16 protein-coding genes are annotated in these 20466 nt (G+C 57.7%); 4 read left to right on the top strand and 12 right to left on the bottom strand.

The genetic code is table 11. The features are described from left to right. The 3 genes from G518_RS0121230 (at nt 1) to G518_RS0121220 (ending at nt 4307) form a co-directional block, all read left to right on the top strand. Nucleotides 1–1989 (top strand): hypothetical protein, encoded by a 1989-nt coding sequence (locus G518_RS0121230; protein ID WP_028604259.1) that lies wholly within the window; start codon nt 1–3, stop codon nt 1987–1989. Between the two features lie 65 nt (nt 1990–2054). Further along, complete coding sequence (gene glf, locus G518_RS0121225; protein ID WP_028604258.1) at nt 2055–3158, top strand: UDP-galactopyranose mutase; 1104 nt, start codon at nt 2055–2057, stop codon at nt 3156–3158. A 21-nt stretch (nt 3159–3179) separates the two neighbouring features. After that, on the top strand, nt 3180–4307 hold the full coding sequence (locus tag G518_RS0121220; protein ID WP_028604257.1) for a glycosyltransferase family 4 protein: 1128 nt from the start codon (nt 3180–3182) through the stop codon (nt 4305–4307). A gap of 12 nt (nt 4308–4319) precedes the next feature. On the opposite strand, the gene G518_RS0121215 is transcribed toward G518_RS0121220, so the two are convergent. The 11 genes from G518_RS0121215 to cyoA form a co-directional block, all read right to left on the bottom strand. Continuing rightward, nucleotides 4320–5576 (bottom strand): glycosyltransferase, encoded by a 1257-nt coding sequence (locus G518_RS0121215; RefSeq protein WP_028604256.1) that lies wholly within the window; start codon nt 5574–5576, stop codon nt 4320–4322. A 15-nt stretch (nt 5577–5591) separates the two neighbouring features. Next, a complete protein-coding gene (locus tag G518_RS0121210) occupies nt 5592–6443 on the bottom strand; it encodes a glycosyltransferase family 2 protein (protein WP_028604255.1) in 852 nt (283 codons plus the stop codon). Between the two features lie 60 nt (nt 6444–6503). Continuing rightward, nucleotides 6504–8201, bottom strand: a complete 1698-nt coding sequence (locus G518_RS0121205; RefSeq protein WP_156909488.1) for a hypothetical protein — start codon at nt 8199–8201, stop codon at nt 6504–6506. Nucleotides 8202–8465: 264 nt separating this feature from the next. Continuing rightward, nucleotides 8466–8888 carry a pilin gene (locus G518_RS41335; RefSeq protein WP_028604253.1) on the bottom strand — a complete coding sequence of 141 codons (423 nt, stop codon included), beginning with the start codon at nt 8886–8888 and terminating at the stop codon, nt 8466–8468. Nucleotides 8889–9168: 280 nt separating this feature from the next. Then, nucleotides 9169–9720, bottom strand: a complete 552-nt coding sequence (locus tag G518_RS0121195; protein ID WP_425414299.1) for a response regulator transcription factor — start codon at nt 9718–9720, stop codon at nt 9169–9171. Next, nucleotides 9701–11062, bottom strand: coding sequence for an ATP-binding protein (locus tag G518_RS0121190; RefSeq protein WP_028604251.1), 1362 nt, complete (start codon nt 11060–11062; stop codon nt 9701–9703). The genes G518_RS0121195 and G518_RS0121190 overlap by 20 nt, the downstream gene beginning before the upstream one ends. An 86-nt stretch (nt 11063–11148) precedes the next feature. Next, entirely contained in the window at nt 11149–11976 is an 828-nt protein-coding gene (locus G518_RS0121185) for an SURF1 family protein (RefSeq protein ID WP_036595545.1), read from the bottom strand. Beyond that, nucleotides 11963–12388, bottom strand: a complete 426-nt coding sequence (gene cyoD / locus G518_RS36215; protein ID WP_051237190.1) for a cytochrome o ubiquinol oxidase subunit IV — start codon at nt 12386–12388, stop codon at nt 11963–11965. Before cyoD ends, G518_RS0121185 begins: the two co-directional genes overlap by 14 nt. After that, complete coding sequence (gene cyoC / locus G518_RS0121175; protein ID WP_028604249.1) at nt 12388–13005, bottom strand: cytochrome o ubiquinol oxidase subunit III; 618 nt, start codon at nt 13003–13005, stop codon at nt 12388–12390. The genes cyoD and cyoC overlap by 1 nt, the downstream gene beginning before the upstream one ends. Then, nucleotides 12998–14956, bottom strand: a complete 1959-nt coding sequence (gene cyoB / locus G518_RS0121170; RefSeq protein ID WP_425414300.1) for a cytochrome o ubiquinol oxidase subunit I — start codon at nt 14954–14956, stop codon at nt 12998–13000. The genes cyoC and cyoB overlap by 8 nt, the downstream gene beginning before the upstream one ends. Nucleotides 14957–15013: 57 nt before the next feature. Continuing rightward, nucleotides 15014–16015 carry a ubiquinol oxidase subunit II gene (gene cyoA, locus G518_RS36210; RefSeq protein ID WP_051237210.1) on the bottom strand — a complete coding sequence of 334 codons (1002 nt, stop codon included), beginning with the start codon at nt 16013–16015 and terminating at the stop codon, nt 15014–15016. A 363-nt stretch (nt 16016–16378) separates the two neighbouring features. On the opposite strand from cyoA, the gene G518_RS0121160 reads away from it, so the two are divergent. After that, complete coding sequence (locus G518_RS0121160) at nt 16379–17710, top strand: MFS transporter (protein WP_028604247.1); 1332 nt, start codon at nt 16379–16381, stop codon at nt 17708–17710. Nucleotides 17711–17733: 23 nt separating this feature from the next. Here G518_RS0121160 and G518_RS0121155 read toward each other — a convergent pair whose 3' ends face one another. Further along, nucleotides 17734–19974 (bottom strand): CHASE2 domain-containing protein, encoded by a 2241-nt coding sequence (locus G518_RS0121155; RefSeq protein WP_028604246.1) that lies wholly within the window; start codon nt 19972–19974, stop codon nt 17734–17736. Nucleotides 19975–20466 lie beyond the last annotated feature (492 nt).

Genomic DNA, 20466 nt, shown 5'->3' with positions numbered 1-20466 from the left:
ATGGTTTACTCTTTTGATGTCTTTGATACCTGCGTCTCCCGGATGCACGCCTATCCGCGGGACCTCTTCTTCGATCTTGGGTTGCGCTTAGCTCCTGGAACCAGCGACGAAGCCGCACGCCAACGCTTTGCCCGCCGATTTCAGAGTGCGCGCATCCGTGCCGAGAAGCTAGCAAACTGGCGAGCTCGCCCCGATCGCGAACATGCCGACATATTCGCGATCTATGAGAACCTGCGCCACCTAATTCGTATCGATGGAACAACCCTCGAGTTAGTAACAGCCGAGTTGACTGCCGAAGAAGAAAGCCTCTATCCGGTCTCCGAAACAGTCGAGCACATCATCGAATTGCGGCAGGCCGGTCATCAGATCCTGTTCGTTTCCGATATGTACATCCCAGCGCTGCTACTGGAGCCCATACTCAAACGCAAGAACGTGATGCAGGAAGGCGACAGGCTGTACGTTTCGAGCGATAGCGGGGTGACAAAGCACAGCGGCAAGTTATTTGCACAGGTACTAGGGCAAGAAGCCCTGTCTGGCGCTGACTTGCTACATGCCGGCGACAATCATCATGCAGATATCCGCAGTGCGGCAGCTCACGGCATTCTCACTCGGTACTTTTCTGCTGCCCATCTGACTGCGCATGAAGCACGACTGGCAGGTGCAGCCCTTCCCCGCGACTCCGCCGCGTCGTGGATTGCCAGCTTTAGTCGCCGCTGTCGGCTATCCATCCGACAAAGCCATGGAGAAGCCAGGCATCCTCTTGATGGGATCATCTTCAGTGTCATCGTCCCGTTCCTGCTGACATATGTACAGTGGGTACTGGATGATGCACGTCAGCGAGGTATCGCGCGACTCTACTTCGCGGCCCGCGACGGCGAGATTTTGTTCAAGATCGCTAAGGAACTGAATCCTGAAGGTATCGAGCTGCGCTATTTATATGGATCGAGGCGCGCGTGGTTCGGCCCGTCTATGACACAAGATCATCCGGAATGGCGGCGTCCGCTGGTCCTACCCGGAAATGCGAATACGCCACGGGATATTTTGGAGCGCATCGGACTGCCCCCATCAGAATACGGAAAGCTTCATAAGATCTTTGCCAAGGATGAAGCATGGTGGGAGCGCTCCCTCGGGTCAGATGAAGCCAACGCCTTTGTCGAAGAATTAACCAACCATCCAGAATCTGCCGAGCTGTTGAATTCCTCCGCGCTCGAAAAGCGCGAGCTTGCGCTAAGGTACTTCCGCCAGGAGGGACTCTTGGACGGCTCAACATGGGCATTTGTGGATTCAGGTTGGTCGTTAAATAACCAAGCGTCCGCTAAGCGCATGCTTGATCAGATAAATGATCCTCATCAGTCCCCGCAAGGCTATTACCTTGGGCTTACTCATGATCATCTAGAGGAAGCACAGGCAGGCAAGGCTTTTGCCTTCGTGACGCCCCCAGGCTCTATTTTTTCAAGACGGCGGGTCGTCATTGAGCACTGTTTTTTGCCGGCCACTCACGCCAGCACCTGCGCTTACAGATTAGAAGGCACAAAAGTCATTCCTGAGTTCAGCGAAGAAGCTCGCGACGACACGGAGCTGGCCTATGCAAAGTACCTGCAAGAGGGAGCTCAACAGGCTGCTCGCATGATTGCTCATAGTCCCGAGCTACGCAAAAGCCTCATAGCCTTCACTCCAGAAATACGTGCTGTGGTGGAAAATTTCATTTGTCATCCAAACCGGATGGACGCACTGGCGATGAGCACTTTCACCGTCATCGCGGATATGAGGCAGGAGCGATCCTTCGCCCAACCCTTGTGTCGCCCCCTCAAGCTGGAAGACGTCTGGACCACCATGCTCATGGCGCTTTCAAAACGCAAGATGTTCAAATCCGATGCTTGGATGTGGCTAGAAGGATCCGCCGCACTTTCTCCTCGCATCGTTCAGCTCCCCATCCGTTCCATGCTTTGGCTGGACGGCCTAAAAAACCGCCTCAAAATACGAAGCTAATCGAAGCTAATCGAAGCTAATCGACGCTGAGCTAACGGCCCACTTTAGATCGTGCAGGAACAAGAATGACTTTCCTCATCACCGGCGCAGGTTTCGCCGGCAGTGTGGTCGCCCGCGAGTTAGCCGATGCCGGACACCGGGTGCACCTGATAGATAAGCGCGCCCACATCGCCGGCAACGCTTTCGATGAATTCGATGCCCACGGAGTACAGGTTCACCGCTATGGCCCGCACCTCTTCCATACGAATAGTGAGCGGGTGTGGAACTACCTCTCGCGCTTCACGGAATGGCATCCTTATGAGCACCGGGTACGGGGAGTGGTGGATGGCAAGCTCTACCCATTTCCCATCAATCGCGACACGGTCAACCAGCTTTATGGGCTCAGTTTGGATGAAGCCGGTGCAGCCGCATTCTTTGAGCGCGTGCGCGAACCGCGTGATCCCGTGCAAACCAGCGAAGACGTCGTTCTCAATAGCGTAGGACGGGATCTGTACGAGAAGTTCTTTCTCAATTACACGCGCAAACAATGGGCTATGGAGCCGTCTCAGCTTAAGGCTGGTGTCGCTGCGCGTATTCCGGTCCGCACGAATACTGATGATCGCTATTTCACTGACACTTTCCAGGCTATGCCATTGCTTGGCTATACGAAAATGTTCGAGCGCATGCTCGATCACCCCAACATCACCATAGAGTTGGGCGTGGACTTCGCAGACGTGCGCAAGCGGGGTGGGTTCGACCACGTGGTCTATACGGGCCCGATTGACGCGTACTTTGACCACCGCTTTGGGCAGCTACCTTATCGCTCGCTGCGCTTCGAGCATGAGCACCTGCCAGGAGTTGAGCAGTTTCAGCCGGTGGGTACCGTGAACTATCCCAATGACCATGCTTACACGCGCATCACTGAGTTCAAGCATCTCAAGGGACAAAAGCATTCCGGCACATCCATCGTCCGTGAGTATCCGCAGGCTGAGGGAGATCCGTACTACCCTATTCCTAATGACGAGAACGAGGCACTGTTCAAGCAGTACCAAGCCTTGGCTGAAGTAGAGCCTGGAGTGAGCTTTGTGGGGCGGCTGGCAGAGTACCGCTACTACAACATGGACCAGGTAGTAGGTGCAGCACTTGTCGCGGCGCAACGGCTGCTTGGGCAGCTTGCGCCCCAGATCTAAACACCAGCACCACAAGATCTCATGCGCATCGCTTTCCTCTGCAAACGCCGGTACATGGGCAAGGACGTCATTCTTGACCGCTATGCCCGTCTTTACGAGATTCCTTTCCAGCTTGCACGGCTGGGTCATGAGGTGCGTGGTTACTGCCTTGATTACCATGCCGCGCAGGATGCGGGTGCGCCGGATCGTTGGGTGCATGAGGCGGGTAGCGGCACCCTGCAGTGGGAATCCGTTTCGGTAGCGGGTGCCCGCTTGCCGCATCTGCTGGCATACCCTTGGCATGTGCTGCGCCAACTGCGCGATTTTCGGCCAGATGTGCTGATCGGCGCATCAGACATTCCGCACGTAGCCCTGGCGCGGTGGCTGGCTCGCCGCCTGAAGGTGCCGTACTCAGTGGATTTGTACGACAACTTCGAAGGCTTTGGCCAGGCACGTATTCCAGGTTTCGTGCCCGCCCTGCGACGGGCCACGCGGGAAGCCTCACTGGTCCTCACCACCAGCGAGCCTTTGCGCCAATTGGTGTTGCAAGAGTACGGCGCCAAGGGCACGGTCATTTCCATGCCGAGCAGCGTGGATCTTCAGGTGTTCCGCTCTGGCGACCAGGCTGCCGCACGCCAAAGCTTGGGTTTGCCGCCACATGCACGGTTATTGGGTACGGCAGGGGGCCTGTATCGTGACAAAGGGGTCGAGCCGCTGTATCAAGCTTGGCAGTCACTATCGCAGCAATACCCGGACCTTCACCTGGTATTAGCAGGCCCTTACAAACCCGAACTCCCCCCTCCACAGGGGAGCCGTGTACATCATCTCGGGCACTTGAATCATGCTCAGGTGGCTGAGCTTTTCACCGCGCTGGATGTGGGAGTCATCTCGATTCTGGACACACCCTTTGGAAGGTACTGCTTTCCACAAAAAGCCTATGAAATGCTGGCTTGTGGGCTGCGAGTGGTGGTGACGAACATTGGTGAGATGCGGCAGCTCTTTGCAGCCACGCCTCAGATCATGTTTGAAGCTGGGAATGCGGATGGATTGGCTGCGGCGGTATCGGAGCAGTTGGCCAATCCCACGGCCCCATCAATCGCCATCCGCGATTGGCGCGCCTTGATTGAAGAAGTAGAGCCCGCCCTGGCACGCGCTGTAGCTAAGCGCTAAGCCGCGCCCAAGCTATTTCTGACAAGCTTGCTCAAGCAGGCGGGCATAGCGCTCGGCCACGTGGTCCCAACCCAGGTGCTCGCGTAGCGCCGCTCGCATGGACAGAGATCGTTGCGCCGCCTTCTCTGGCTCTCCCAGCTGAGCAAGAATGGCTGCCGCTAGCGCAGCCTTATCACGCGGGTTGACGATGCACGCATTCGCATGAGCGCCAAAAATATCCTGCAAGCCTGCCACGTCACCTGCAAGGGCTGGGCAACCACAGGCCACGGCTTCCATCAGCGCGACGGGAAGCCCCTCTTGATCACCTGATTCCGCTTTCACGAACGGCGCTACAAAAAGCGCAGCACGCTGATAGAGAACGGGCAGATCCTTTTGCGGCAAGGCACCGATAAATTTGACTGCGTTCTGCAGGCCAAGCTCAAGCACTTTGGCCTTGAGCTGATCCTCATCAGGCCCGAACCCGGCGATGGTCAGGGTCACATCTGGGCGTTCCTGCAAGACAGCCGGCAAAGCATCCAGCAGGAATGGCAATCCTTTTTTCTCTACCAATCTGCCTACGAATAACAACTCACTGCGGGATCTGGTCTGTGTGGCGTCTGGCACAAAGCGGTCAGCCATATCCACGCCCATGGGTATGACCGAAACGGTACTGACATCCACCCCCAGTTGATCAACTTCTTCACGCATGGCGCTGCTGACCACCGTGGCGGCATGCGCACCGCGAAGCACCAGGCGCTTGAGGGCTTGCAACGGGGCAGCCCGCAGGGCGTACAGATCAGCGCCATGGGAAGTGACCACAAATGGGGTGGCTCTTCCCGTCAGCCGCTGACACCCAAGAGCGAGCAGTCCCTGCGGAATGAGCCAATGAGCGTGGATGACATCCACTTTTTCGCGCTTGCATAGACGCCAAGCCCACCATGCCTGCGCCAGTACAAAGCTCGGAACCAGGAGCAACTTCCAGCGATGCAGACGCAAGTTGGTCACGATTCCACCGTCGTTCACCAAGGTTTCCACTCGCTGCGGCCCATACCGGTAGCGAACGACCTCCACGCCATCAAGTATCTCCCGCGGCTTTGCCCCGGGGGCATGCGGGCCCAGTACGATCACGCGAAAACGCCCGGTCAGGCGTTTGGCGAGTTCGTGCACGAAACCAGGCTCGGGGTCTCCCTGCCAGCGCGGATAAGTGGAGGCCAAGACTAACAAGGTCTTGAGTGAATCTTGCCGTTCTGCACCGCGATCCGAGGCTTGCGTAAGTTCCTTCGCAGACATGAGACGCCTACCCGCTCAGGACGAATCTTTGTACATGAGCGCCGTGATCTGTTCGGAGATCAGCCCCATGAGAAACACCATGACACTGCCTGTATAAAGCAGCGCGCTCATATTCGTAAAGCGGGCATGCTGCCACCATGTCCAGCCGTACCAGGCAGATCCCAACGCAAACATGCCGAATGCCACCGGCGCAAAAATCTTGAGCGGGGAAAACAGCGTGCCGATTTTGAAGATGATGAGCAGGAAACGTGTGCCATCGCGCAGCAGGCGGACATGGCTTTTGCCGATGCGTTTAGCAGCATGAATGGGCACATACGCCACTGAGTAGCCCGCCCTGAAGAACGCCATGGTGCTCGTGGTGGGATAAGAAAAACCGTTGGGAAGCAGATAGAGGAATTCGCGGAACTTGGCAGCGCGGACTGCACGGAAGCCAGAAGTCAGATCTTCCACTTGGTGGCCCGTCATCCAACTGGCGAGCCGGTTGTAAAGGCCGTTAGCCAAGCCTCGCCCCACGCTGGCTTGGGATCCCTTCTGCCGCGCCCCCACGACCATGTCATGGCCTTGTTCCATCTTCTCAAGCAAACGGGATATATCGGCAGGGTCGTGCTGACCATCGGCATCCATGAACACGATGACATCGCCGGTGGCTGCACGCGCGCCGGTTTTAATGGCGGCGCCATTGCCCTTGCTGTACGGATGGCTGACTACGCGAGCACCAGCACTTTGCGCCACTGAAGCAGTGGCGTCGGTCGAGCCATCATTGACCACCAGGATTTCTGCATCCGGCATGAGCGCCTGGATTCGCGCCACGGTGGCCCCTACGGCTGCAGCTTCATTCTTGGCGGGAAGGACAACGGAGATCTTCATGCACTTATGGATGTTGGCGCTAACGCACTGTTTATTGGCATGGCGTTTCTACCATGCCTATCAGGGCTTGACGGTGTTACCTGATGCCGAACCCTGCTTGCTAGCTTCATCGGTTGATGGGAAGGAGCTCAAACGCTCTTGCACTCGCGCTCGCAACTCTTGCCATTCAGCCTGAGTGACGCCGCGTGGAGCAGGTGCTTTTTTCAACAGAGTTCCGAGTTCCTCGATAGCAGCCTTGTCCCCCTCCTGGGTTGCCATATCAAGGTAGAAGCTGGCCATAGCGTAGGTCGGAGACTCTTGTAACCCCTTTAAATAAAACCCCATCGCCGTCTGCGTGTCGCCGTGTTCCATAGCGACCAGCCCAATAACCCAAAGCATATTGTGGACTATGGCCCGATTGCATTGATAGGCAGGTCGATTGAGAAATGCAGAGGCGAGTTCAGCTACCTCATCGGTAGGGACCCCTTTGCAATCTTGCTTACGCACTGCCTCCATAAGCTTTTCCACGAGATCAGGGGTCCACCCCTCATAAGGCAAGGTAGCAATGGATTTCTTCACCGCCCGCAATTTTTCCGAGTGGTCAGTACCGGGTTCTAGAGTGCACGCAGTGATCAAGCCCTGCAGGCGCAGACCCACGCTGTCGCGTTCTTCTGCAACAAAGCGATCCAAAAGCACTTGCGCTTGCCCCGCCCCTTGCGTGCGCTCCACATCGTAGGCCAGATTGAGTATCGCTCTAACACTGCGAGGCTGCTCCATAGACCAGATTTCACCTGCCAAACTACGGTTTCCCCATAGCGACGTGTTCATCCAGGTGGAGCCGGCTAACAAGATCATGTACGCAACCAATACGCCGAACCAAAGCTTGGCGCCTTCGCGGATGGCAAATGCTCCGTACACAAGCGCGAACACCAGCCCCAACGCAGGCTGATAGTTGCGGTGTGCGAAATAGGGTTCGAGATTAACCCAACCGGACTCCATGATGTGTCCGAGGAAAAACCAGGCGAGTGCAAGCGCCGCCAGCCGCCAGCCGCGCCACCAAGCCACCAGTGGACTGACCATCAACACTACCCACACGGCGATGCCCCACTGCAAGTTGGGCATGTCACTCAACAAGAATTCGAAACGAAATGGGTTCAGGTCTGCCGCCCTTGGAAGAAAGAGCCCCTTGAGGTATACCGGCAACAAAGCCCCTTGGCTCCCTAAGCGCTGCACCACATCGAAGCCGCGCGTCAACTCCGTGCATGCATGCCATAAAGCATGTGGCGTGAGTCCCGCGATCAAACCTATGGTCGCCAACAACAACGCTACGGCGGCCAGCGTGGGTCGACGCTCCTTCGCGATGACTAGCAAGCCCAGTTCGAGTATCAGCGCATAGATGACGATCAGAGCACCACTTTCCTTAGCCAGAAGAGCCAGGACTCCGAAGCTTCCCAGCACCCCCAGCGCGGCAAGCTGGCGTAGCGAGGAAGCACGCAAAGCTCCTCGGCACTTCATATACGCCACTAGGCCTGCCAGCACAAAAGTGCTGGCCAATAAGGCCATGCGCTGAACAATGAAAAGCACCGAACTGTTCAATAGCGGTAGCGCGGCCCAAGTGAAAGCCACGCAAAACCCGATGGTTACCTGCCTTTTCGCGGTTTCGCCCATGCGCCGCGCCACTAGCACCGTCAACCAAAACACCAAAAGGGCATTGATGACGTGCAGTGCAATGTTCCACCGCAGAAATGCCTCCGGATGAGGCCATTCATAAAATTGCAACGCAAAGCTTGCCAAGGCTAGTGGTCGCCCAAATGGACCCGCATAGCCTTCCCGAACCCAGCGCCAGGCAGAGGCGGGGTCCACGATAGTCGGAAGCCCTGAAAGATTCCCGATATCGTCGAAATGTACGATTCCAGGTAGCGCTGGCTGAAAAATGAGCCAAACGCCTGCGACTAATGCAAGCGTTGCTGCCAAGCAGGCAAGAAAAAACCCGCCTTTCCAGGCGGGTTTAGAAGCCGTGAAAATCACGAGCTATTTAAGCCATTACTTGCACGAAGCAGGACGGTATTTAGCCAAAATAGTGCCTGCGCACGTCCACCTCACTTGTCCGTTAGACGTTTTCTCACCTCTCAGCGTAATGGTGTCACCGGCGACTGTTTGACCACCCAAGCTCTTGGCCACAGCAGTGATGGTGCCGTTGACTCCGTTATAAGCGACGCTCGCAACATACTTAGAAGCCTGGGTCTCAACTGACACTGCTGAAGGCATGCCAGAGTTAACCGTGTCATTCGCAGCAGCTTCAGACACCGTGGTGCGAGCAGCCGAAGCAGCCAACATCACTTCAGAAACGCGTGCGCGAATCATGTAGTCTTGGTAAGCAGGCAGCGCAACAGCAGCCAAGATACCGATAATCGCCACAACGATCATCAATTCGATCAGGGTAAAACCCTTTTGGATCTTTTTCATTTGAAATTCCTCTTGTATTAGTAACAGAACGACCTGGAGAACCTTGCGTTGAGTGCGTTCCCGCACACAGTGTCTACATGCATCTGGCGTGCCAACTGGCTGGAGGCTAGGATTCCGAGAAGTAGTTAACACCTGCTCCCAGGTCGGCACACCTTGGTGACCGTTTTTGGTCACTCGGACCGACATTTTTTGTCACATCTTCTGCATTAGTGACACACCTTGCTGCACGAGGTCTCATTTGTAAGTTCATGCACCGCTAGAACATCTTCGAGACCAGCTGCTATTTCACCTGCTGCTTTCCCAGTTTGCGTGCCAGTGTTCGGCGGTGCATCCCCAAGCGCCGCGCAGTCTCTGAAATATTGAAGCCCGTTTCTGCCAAGGTCTGGTGAATGTGCTCCCACTCCAGCGTCTTGATGGAGCTGGTTCGGGCGGTCAGGCTCACATCAGTGGAACCTTCAGCGCGACCAAACGCGGCTTCGATGTCATCTGTGTTGGAGGGCTTGGCCAAGTAGTGGCAGGCGCCCAGCTTGATCGCCTCAATCGCCGTGGCGATGCTGGCAAAACCAGTCAGCACCACGATCAACATGGACGGATCATGCGCGCTCAGCGCTTGCACGCAGGTAAGGCCGGATGCCTCACCCTTTAGTTTGAGATCAACCACGGCATGGGTGGGGGCGAATTCCTCCAGCAATGGCGCAAGCGATTCCAGGCTGGCGGCTACGCGCACCACATAGCCCCGCCGCTCGAACGAACGTGCGAGTGTTCGAGCGAAGGCCGCGTCGTCTTCGATGATCAACAGGTGAGGTGATTCATCAGGCGTCATCTTGATCATCCTCTTCCAAAAGTGCCAGGGAAACCAAGGGCAACATGATTCGGACTTCAGCGCCGCCTTGTGGGCGGTTGGACGCGCGAACCTGGCCCCCAAGTGCACGCGCCACATTCACCACCAGGAAAAACCCCAAACCGCCGCCGGCTCGCCCCTTGGTAGAACGATAGGGTTCACCCAAATGTGGCAGCACTTCAGGTGCAAAGCCAGGGCCCTCGTCGCGCACCACCAGCACCAGGTCATTTCGCTCGCGCAGGGCCTCGAACTCCATGGCATGTGGAGAGGCTTCAAAGGCGTTGTCCAGCACGTTGTCCATCATTTGCTTGACTGCCGAATCTGACACCATGGGCAAATCTTGCCCAAAATGGTTTTCATATCTCAGGTGGTTGTCCGGGTGGCGCAGGCGCCATTCACTCACGACTTCGTTCAAAAACTCACACACAGTGGTGGCCCGCGAAGACTCGCTTCGCGCCTCTCCAGCAGAGAGCAATATCCCGCTCACAATAGCTTTGCAGTGTCGCACCTGGTTCTGCATTTCCGCCACATCACTGGCCAGCTCGGCATCACCGCGCAACTGCGGTAAATGCCGCCAATCGCCCAGGATGACATCAAGCGTTGACAGCGGGGTGCCCAAATTGTGCGCAGCTCCGGAAGCCAGCAATCCCATGCGAACGATGAGCTCTTCTTCTACAGCACGCTGGCGCATGGCAGCCAGGCGGGCATCACGCTGGCTCAGGTTGGCCATGATCCGGATGATGAACAAAACCAGCAGCGCGGCGTTCAGCACGAAGCAGATCAGAAGGCCCAGCATATAAGGGCTGGCCAAGCCCCGGCCATCATCAAGCGGTAACGACAAGGGGATGGCGAAACGCGTCAACCCCGCAAAGCAAAGCGTGCTGACGAGCACCATGACCCAGGCCGCGCGGGCAGGCAACAACACTGCGCCCAGAATCACTTGCAATAGATACAGAAAGACGAAGGGGTTGGCCGCGCCACCGCTGAGATAGAGCTGCGCAGTCAACGCGGTCATATCGACCAGCAGCACCAGCAACATCTCCACGCTGGAGACCTCGCGGCGCACCAGCCCGCGCAGCATGCTCAAGCCATTGAACGCTGCCAGTGCCGCCAACACTATCAGCATAGGCTTCACGGGAATCTCAATGCCCATGCTGACATGCACCACGGCGATGGTGATGACTTGGCCAATCACCGCCAGCCAGCGGAGTTGAATCAGTTGCCTGAGGTTGTTCAGGCCGACAGTGTCAGAACCACTGGCATCGGGTTCGCGCGAGAGCCATCCGTCTGGAGTGGGCTGGGACGCTGCGAAAGAGCTAGGCGAAACTGGCATGAACGATCATCCTAGAAACGACGGTTGAACGCTTGATAGCTTCACAAAACCTGCGCGAACCCGGGCTTTCCGCGTGTTCATTCTGTTCACTTGGCAATTGAGGGCCATGCGCGCCCTCTGCTCCACACCCAAAGCAACCCCGCCATTAAACCCAGCGCAAGGCCATACCAGGTCAGGGCATAGACCAGATGGTTGTCAGAAAAACGCACCACGGTCAGACCTGCCACAGGCCATGCCTTGGGCTGCACAAGCCCATCGGCGCTTTCCGGAGATCTCCGGTTCGCAGCAGCCTCTTGGTCTACAAAATAGGGGGCTACTTTTTCTAGGGTCAGACCACGAGACAAAGTGAGTGCATGTACGTCGCGCGAATGCCACCGGTTTGAGGCGGGATCGTTATTTCGCAAAAATGCACCATCAGGTTCAGTGACGCGCAGCAGGCCTTCGACGCGAACTTCACCTTCGGGTGCCGCAGCACCTCGATGCGAGGGGTTGCGCGCTGCAGGAGAAACGAAACCGCGATTGATCCAGACCGTGGTTCCGCCGCTGGCCTGTAGCGGCGTCAGTACCCAGAACCCGGCACCTAGCGCCGTGGTGGCCTGAACCAGGGCTTCGTGTTGATGCAGGAAGCGCCCCGTCAGATAAACCCTCTGGTACTCGTGCGAGTCTCGGCTGATCTGAGGCCATTGTGCAGCGGGAGGCGCAGCCACCGGAACAGCATGTATACGGGCATCCACCCGAGCCACGAGGTCGTGCTTCCAAGCCCTGCGCTGAACCTGCCAATTGCCTAGCGATATCAGCACTAAAAACACCAGTGCTGCCGCTGCGAGCCACGGCCACCTCGTCTTCTTCGGGCCCACAGCGACTTCCGCTTCGCTGCGCGCACCCGAATCAGAACCCGTTTCAGACCCCTCCATGATTGCCGTGGTTCACATGCTCCATATGCCCAGGCATCATGTTGGTGTTCATGTGGAACATTACCCACAGGGTGCCGGCTACGGCAATCGCCACGAAGACGAGGGTGAAGATGGTGGACAGCAGTGTCCAGCCGCCTTCGATCTTGCCGTTCATGTGCAGGAAATAGACCATGTGCACAATGATCTGCGCCACAGCCAACCCGCCCAGCACCAGGATTGCGATGGTGCGGTCAGTGATGACATGGTTCATGACCAGCCAGAAGGGGATCGCGGTCAGAACGATCGAAAGCACAAAGCCGATCATGTAACCAGAGAATGTGCTGTGTGGCCCATCTTCGCCGGCATGGTCATGATGCCCAGCGTGCGCGCCATCTGTATGAGACGCATCGTGCGTGCGGTAGTCCTGGCTCATCACAGCACCCCCATGAGGTAGACGAAAGTAAAAACGCCGATCCAGATCACGTCAAGAAAGTGCCAGAACATGGAAAGGCACATCAGGCGCCGCCGGTTCTCGCGGATCAGCCCATGCTTTTTGATCTGGATCATCAGCGTGATCAGCCAGATCAAACCAAAGCTCACGTGCAGACCGTGGGTGCCCACCAGCGTGAAAAATGCTGACATGAACGCGCTGGAACCCGGCGTGGCGCCCACATGTATGAGGTGCATGAACTCATAGATCTCCAGTGCCAGAAATGCCGCGCCAAACAGACCGGTCACAGCCAGCCAGCCCAAGGTACCGCCTACTTTGCCCTGCTGCTTCTGCAACATGGCAAACCCGAATGTGATCGACGACAGCAACAGGAAGGCGGTGTTGATAGCCACCAGCTTCAGATCAAACAGCTCAGCCCCGCCGGGACCTCCTGCGTAGCTTTTGGACAGCGCGCCATAAGTGGCGAACAGTGCGGCAAAGATGAGGCAGTCGCTCATCAGGTAGAGCCAGAAACCCAGAGCGGTCCCGTTCTCAGGATGAGGTTCGTGCTCCAGGTGGTAGACGCGCTCGGCGCCTGCGTTCAATGCAAGATCAGACATGGCGTGCCAGCAGTTGGGTGCGTGCTTTTTCCGTGGTGGCTATATCTGCCGCCGGAATATGAAAGTCACGGTCGTAGTTGAAGGTATGAATGATGGACACAAGCACGACGCCGGCAAACGAGGCTATCGCCAATGGCCACATATGCCAGATCAGGGCGAAGCCCAGGGCGGTGCACAGCACAGAGATCACCACGCCCGTGCTGGTGTTTCGAGGCATGTGAATGTCCTTGAAGCCTGCCAGTGGACGCTTGTAGCCGTGCTTTTTCATGTCTGACCAAGCGTCGGTGTCATGCACCACCGGAGTGAAGGCGAAGTTGTAATCCGGTGGGGGCGAAGAAGTGGCCCATTCCAGAGTGCGGCCACCCCAGGGATCGCCTGTGGTGTCGCGCAGCTGTTCACGGTTTTTATAGCTCACCACCAACTGGATCAGGAAGCAGGCAATACCCACGGCAACGATGACCGCGCCGAACGCCGCAATCTGAAACCAGATTTGATAGGCAGGATCTTCAAAATGGTTAACGCGCCGGGTCAGGCCCATCAGGCCCAGCACATAAAGCGGACCGAACGCAACCCAGAAGCCAACCAACCAGCACCAGAACGAGCGGCGCCCCCAGGTCTCGTCAAGCCGATAACCAAACGCCTTGGGGAACCAATAGGTCATGCCAGCCATCAGGCCATACAGCACGCCTCCGATGATGACGTTGTGAAAGTGAGCGATCAGGAACAGGCTGTTGTGCAACACGAAGTCGGCCGGCGGAACCGCGAGCAGCACGCCCGTCAAGCCTCCGATGGCGAAGGTCGGTAACGCGCCCATGACCCACAGCATGGGCACATCGAAGCGGATACGCCCGCGGTACATGGTGAACAGCCAGTTGAAGATCTTGGCGCCGGTCGGGATCGAGATGATCATCGTGGTGATCCCGAAGAACGAATTCACACTCGCGCCCGAACCCATGGTGAAGAAGTGATGCAGCCACACCAGGTAAGACAAGATCGTGATGCAGACCGTGGCATAAACCATGGAGGCATAGCCGAACAAACGCTTGCGGCTGAAGGTAGCCACAATCTCTGAGAAGATGCCGAAGCAGGGCAAGATGAGGATGTAGACCTCTGGGTGGCCCCAGATCCAGATCAGGTTCACATACAGCATGGGGTTGCCACCCAGCGTGTTGGTGAAAAAATTGGTGCCCACATAACGGTCCAGCGACATAAGCACCAAAGCGGCGGTCAAGATCGGGAACGAAGCCACGATCAGGGCATTGGTGCAGAGCGCCGTCCAGGTGAAAATGGGCATCTTCATCAGGTTCATGCCAGGAGCGCGCATCTTGATGATGGTGACGATCAGGTTGATCCCTGAAAGCGTGGTCCCCACCCCTGCGATCTGCAGCGCCCATATGTAGTAATCCAGCCCCACGCCGGGGTTCTGCGCCCCCAGGTTGGACAAGGCCAGCCAGCCCGAGGTGGAGAACTCTCCCACGAACAATGACACCATCACCAGAATGGCACCTGCGGTGGTCATCCAGAAGCTGAAGTTGTTCAGAAACGGAAACGCCACGTCTCGCGCGCCAATCTGCAAAGGCACGATGTAGTTCATCAATCCCGTGACCAGCGGCATGGCCACGAAGAAGATCATGATGACGCCGTGCGCTGTGAAGATCTGGTCGTAATGGTGCGGCGGCAGGTAGCCCAGGTTGTCTCCAAAAGCCATGGCTTGCTGCAAGCGCATCATGATGGCGTCGGAAAAACCGCGCAGCAGCATGACCACGCCCAGCACCATGTACATGATGCCAATCCTCTTGTGGTCGATGCTGCAGAACCAGTCGCGCCACATCGTTCCCCAAAGCCGGTAGCGGGTCACCAGGGCCAGTAGAGCGATACCCCCCAGCACCACGGCCAGAAAGGTCCAGAGCACAATGGGTTCGTGAACCATGGGAATCGAATCCCAGGTCATGCGGCCCAGCAGCCAGTGCGCCGGCACGGAAGAAGCGTGTTCAACAGTCATGAGGGACTACTCAAAAAGAGGCGTATTGGTGGTGCAGATTTCCTGCTGGGCCAGCTTGTCCTGGGCGCGGTTGAGTCGATGCGCGCGGTTGCGCACGGCATCGCGGGCCATCATCTCGTCCATGCACATCTGGCCTTCTTGCACGCACAGGTTCATGATGCGTCGGTACAAGCCGTCTTCCACGGAAGCGAACCGCTGCACGGGATCGCGAGACGAAGGCTTGGAAAGCGCCAGATAGGTATCACGCGTCAAGGCACTCCCTTCGGCCTTGGCCTGCGCCACCCACTGCTCGAAGTCTCCGTCGCTCAGACCGTGGAACTTGAAGGTCATGCCGGAAAAGCCCTCCCCGCTGTAGTGCGATGACATGCCCCTGTAGACGCCGGGCTTGTTGATGACCGCATTCAGCTCGGTCTGCATCCCGGGCATGGTGTAGATCATTCCGGCCAGATCAGGCACGTAGAAGGCGTTCATGGTGCTGCTGGAGGTCAGCTTGAATCGTATTGGCCGGTTCACCGGCGCTGCCAGCTCGTTCACCATGGCAATGCCCTGCTCAGGTAGGAAGAACAGCCACTTCCAATCCAGTGACACCACCTCGACTTCCAGCGGCTTCACGTTCTCAGGCAATGACATGGAAGCCGAAATGCGGTCGAGTGGGCGGTACGGGTCCAGCTTGTGGGTGCTGATCCAGGTCAGCGCACCCAGCGCAATGATGATCACCAGCGGGGCCGCCCAGATCAGCAATTCCAGGCGTGTGGAGTGATCCCAATCAGGCGAATACTCCGTCTGAGCATGCTTGGCGCCCTGACGGTAACGCCAGGCGAACAGGAAGATGAAGAAGATCACCGGCACGACGATCAGCAGCATCAAGACCGTGGCGATGATGATCAGCTGCCCTTTCTGGGCCGCCACGTCGCCAGCCGGGTTGAGCAGCACGAGATCGCTGCAACCGGCCATCAAGCTGGCAAGGATGGCAACGAGTGAAGCGCGGGACAGGCTCGAGAAAAGCATACGAAACCCAATGAAAAAGCCATGTTGCGCATCAGGAAATTCCAAGATGCGGGCAAGGGCAGCACAAGACTGATGTGCGTACGGTTGTCAGCCATGAAATCTAACTGCCACTAAGCCAAAAGCCCATTGGACGTTTTGTCCTATGTCAAAGGAACCCCTTGCTGCCGCATACTCTGCGCATGGTTTCAAGAACGTGTTCATGATGTTTTTGGGCGCCGGGCTTCCGGGCTTCCGGGCTTCCGGGCTTCCGGGCTTCCGGGGTCGCCGAACAGATCATGAATACGCTCCTAGTGCAATAACCCTTCCGCTCTCGACAAACTTGGCGTGCGCCATCGGTGCGCAAACAAGGCAGGAATCAATGCCATGACAGGTATCAATACAACTCACTCTCCTGCATTCCCGCCAAAGGCGTTACATGGTGCGGAGTCCGGCAACCACGACGTCGCGCCTGGTGATATCGCAGTGGGCGTAGTGATTGGGCGTACGTCGGAATATTTCGACTTCTTCGTCTACGGCATCGCCTCCGCCCTGGTCTTCCCCACGGTGTTCTTTCCTGGCGAAAGCGCGTTGAACGGCACCTTGTACGCCTTCGCCATCTTCGCTCTGGCCTTTGTGGCGCGCCCATTCGGCACAGTGATTTCGATGATGGTCCAGCGGCGCTGGGGCCGAGGTACCAAACTCACGCTGGCCATGTTTCTGCTGGGCACCTGCACCGCCGGCATCGCATTCCTTCCCGGCTACAACTCCCTAGGCACCACCGCCATCGTTCTCCTGTCCCTGTTCCGCATTGGCCAAGGCATGGCGCTGGGTGGCTCCTGGGACGGCCTGCCCTCCTTGCTGGCCATGAATGCGCCCGCCGGACGACGCGGCTGGTATGCCATGCTGGGACAACTGGGCGCGCCAACCGGCTTCGTGCTGGCGAGTGCGCTGTTCGCCTATCTTTATGCAAGCCTTCCGCTGGATGAGTTTCTGGGTTGGGGCTGGCGCTACCCATTCTTCGTAGCCTTCGCCATCAACGTGGTCGCTCTGTTCGCTCGTCTGCGCTTGGTGCTCACCCGCGAGTACGAGCACTTGCTCGACAAAAATGAACTCGAACCTGTGCCAATCGGTGAGTTGATGGCCAATCAAGGCGGCAACGTGGTCATTGGCGCCTTTGCCGCGCTGGCCAGCTATGCCCTGTTCCACTTGGTGACCGTGTTCCCACTGTCTTGGACCTTGCTGTATGCGCAGCAACCTATTGTGTCGTTCCTGATGGTGCAGATCGTGGGCGGACTGCTTTGCGCGGTAGCCATCGTCGTCTCCGGCTGGCTGGCTGATCACTACGGCCGGCGCAATACCTTAGGTGCACTGGCCCTGCTGATTGCCATCTTCAGCGGCTTCGCTCCAACTCTGCTGGGTGGAGACACCCTCAGCCAGAACATTTTTATCCTGCTGGGTTTCGTGTTGCTGGGTCTTTCCTATGGCCAGGCTTCAGGCACGGTCACATCCAACTTTTCGTCTCGCTACCGCTACACCGGCGCGGCCCTGACCAACGATTTCGCGTGGCTCATTGGCGCCGCCTTCGCACCTATGGTCGCACTTTGGCTGTCAGCCCATTTCGGGCTGGCCTACCTTGGCGTTTACCTGCTTTCGGGCGCGGTCTGCACAGTGGGCGCGTTACTGCTCAGCCGCAAGCTGGAGTCGGAGCGCGACTAAGCGCCGGTGCCTGAGTAGGCCTTTTACTTGAAGTCAAAAATCGTGGTGCCGTCCCAGCTGAGGTCTGGTGGCAATTGGCGGTGAGCAACGATTCTTCGCTCATATAGCTCGTAGAGGCCAAACCAGGGATTCAGCTCGCGAAGCTCGCGCACCTTGGGCTCGCATGCGGCCATATCACCGCGCCGCCATGCCTCCAGCAATTGCTGCCACAGAGCCAGCTCCTGATCCAATCCATGAAGATGCCTGCCCTCTTCGCGCGCTCGCAGCGTGTAGATGGTGACAGCCTGAGCCCTCCCCCTCACGCGCACTCGATCAAGTTCCTGCCACACGAAGCCCGCAGCTTGAATTTGGGTGGCAGCGCTGGCAATGATGTCTGCGCCGTACACGTTTGAAAGACCTTCCAGCCGAGAAGCGAGGTTCACGGCATCTCCCACTACCGTGTAAGCCCGCCTTAGATCAGAGCCCATGTCTCCGACAGACATCTGCCCTGTACTCAATCCAATACCTATGCCCAATGCGGGCAGGCCGTCTGCGATGCGCTCGGCATTGAACACACGCATGGTCTCCACTATGGAAAAAGCCGCATCAACAGCCAAGCGCGCATGTTCAGCCGTCGCCACCGGCGCGCCCCAAAAGGCCATGACGCAATCGCCGACGTATTTGTCGATGGTGCCCCGATGAGCGCGTATCACTTCAGTCAAACGGTTGTGCACGGAGTTGAGCAACAACTGCACTTCCAGCGGCTCCATGGTTTCCGACAAGCTGGTGAAGCCGCGCATGTCGCAAAACATCACGGTGAGCTCTTCAGTACGGGCTTGCATGCTGTATTGCTCAGGGCTTTTAAGCATCTGGCGCACCAGCTCTGGCGGCACATAGGAGCGAAAAATCTGAGCGAGCTCGCGCTTGGCCCGGCCTTCAACGAAATAGCCCCAAGCCATGTTCAAGGCCAGCGCAGCCAGTGCCATCACCAGCACAGCCGCTTGAGGCAAGGCCAGGCCAGCACCCAGGTAGAGGGCGGTGTTTAACCCCAGCCAAGCAGCGATCACCAGCACGCCCAAGATCAATGCGGCTGCCATGGGCAGCATGGGCAAACCGATGGCAAGGAGCGCCCCGATGATGAAAATAGACAACACTTCATAGCCGCTTGCGTAGTCCGGTACGCGGGCGATCCGGCCATCCAACATGCCCGAAATGAGGTTGGCATGTATTTCCACACCAGGGTAGGCCTCCCCAACGGGGGCAGAGCGCAAGTCCATGAGGCCGGGTGCTGTAAAGCCAAGCAGCGCAATTTTGCCCTTCAAACTACCCGCAGGAAGGCTGCCGTCGACGATCTCGGCAGCTGAAACGTAGCGAAACGATCCGCCCTTAGGGCCCCCAAGACCGCGGTAAGGAACCAGGGCCGTGGCACGGCTATCCACGGGAATGCTCAAGTTTTTAGCGCTGCCGCGCAGTGTCAGGGCAACCAATGGGCTGGTGGGATCGCCGGGAACCGCGCGCTCCACCTGCACGGACGGTTTGCCCAGGCTCTGGCGTAACAAAGCCAGCGCCAGGGACTCATAAAACGCCCCTTCAAACTCAGCAAGCACAGGCGCAGATCGAACCACTCCATCAGGATCGCTCACCGCATTGAAGAACCCCGCATATGGAGCAGCTATGGCCAGCGGCACGATACTGGCGCCATACCCGTCCCAACTCAGCAGACCGGGCAAGCCCGCTCCAGCATCCGGTGCAAACACGGGCGCAGGTAGCATGCCTGTGCGGCGTCCGCCACGATCACTGGTGAAGTAATAGCCCAGCGTAACTGGCCTGTCTTTCAAGGCGGCCGCGAGTGTGGCGTCGTTGTCCAGCCGGGGCAAAGCGCCCGCCAGCCAATCCGTGAAACCGCTTTGGTGGGCAAGCTGCGTACGTGCCAGTGCCTGAAGCTCCTGGAGGCCAGACGTTTGATCAGGCTCTGCAAAAACGACGTCAATGCCAAGCGCCCCCACCTGCTGACGCTCGATCAACTCGTCCACCAGGGCAGCGATGCGCTGACGCCCCCAGGGCCACTGACCCAGGCGCTCCAGGCTGAGCTCGTCCACATCCACGATGACGATGCGTTCATCCAATGTGCCCGGCATGGAAAGCTGCAAACGCATGTCGTAGAGCCTGGCGTCCAGGCGCGTCAGGCTGTCCACCGGCATGGTGCCAGTGGCGTGCAATAGCGCCAGTAGCACCAGAATCCCGGTGGCGAAGATACGAATCCAATGACGTTTCAAGGCTCCCACGATCCTATTGTCCGGGATCAGGGAGCTTCGATGGTTTGTTGGGCACGAATAATGTGACCTCAGACCAAGACCAACAACGTTGTCCGACTCTCAAGACCAACTGTTTGAAGGCGCCAAAATTATCTTTCCCCGATAGGGGAAAGACTAACGACTCGAAGGCCGAGCGCAGCAATGGCCCGAGTGAGGCTCCCCACCCCTTGAGGCCGTGCCGAGGAGCGCAGGTCAAGGGGCCGGCCATCCGGGGGCGGGCAAGAGCACTGAAAGATGCTCTTGCTTCAAGAACTAGCTTGCGGCAGCTGTTTGAACGTAGTGAGCGAAGCGAAAGAAGAGAGTTCTGCCGCACCGCCCCTTGCCTGAGCACCGGAGGTTGCCCGGAGCCCAGCGTAGGGACACGGACTTGGGGTCGCATTTCTTTGGTTCCTTGCTTTCGGCCGGCGCTCCGGGTGCGAGCAAAGAAAGGGACTGCACTGCCGGGGGCAATCCCGGCCTCGG

It is taken from the genome of Ottowia thiooxydans DSM 14619 (assembly GCF_000422885.1).
Taxonomy (GTDB): Bacteria; Pseudomonadota; Gammaproteobacteria; order Burkholderiales; family Burkholderiaceae_C; genus Ottowia; species Ottowia thiooxydans.
Note: the sequence above shows the minus strand (reverse complement) of the source record. Positions and strands in the feature narration are given on the sequence as shown.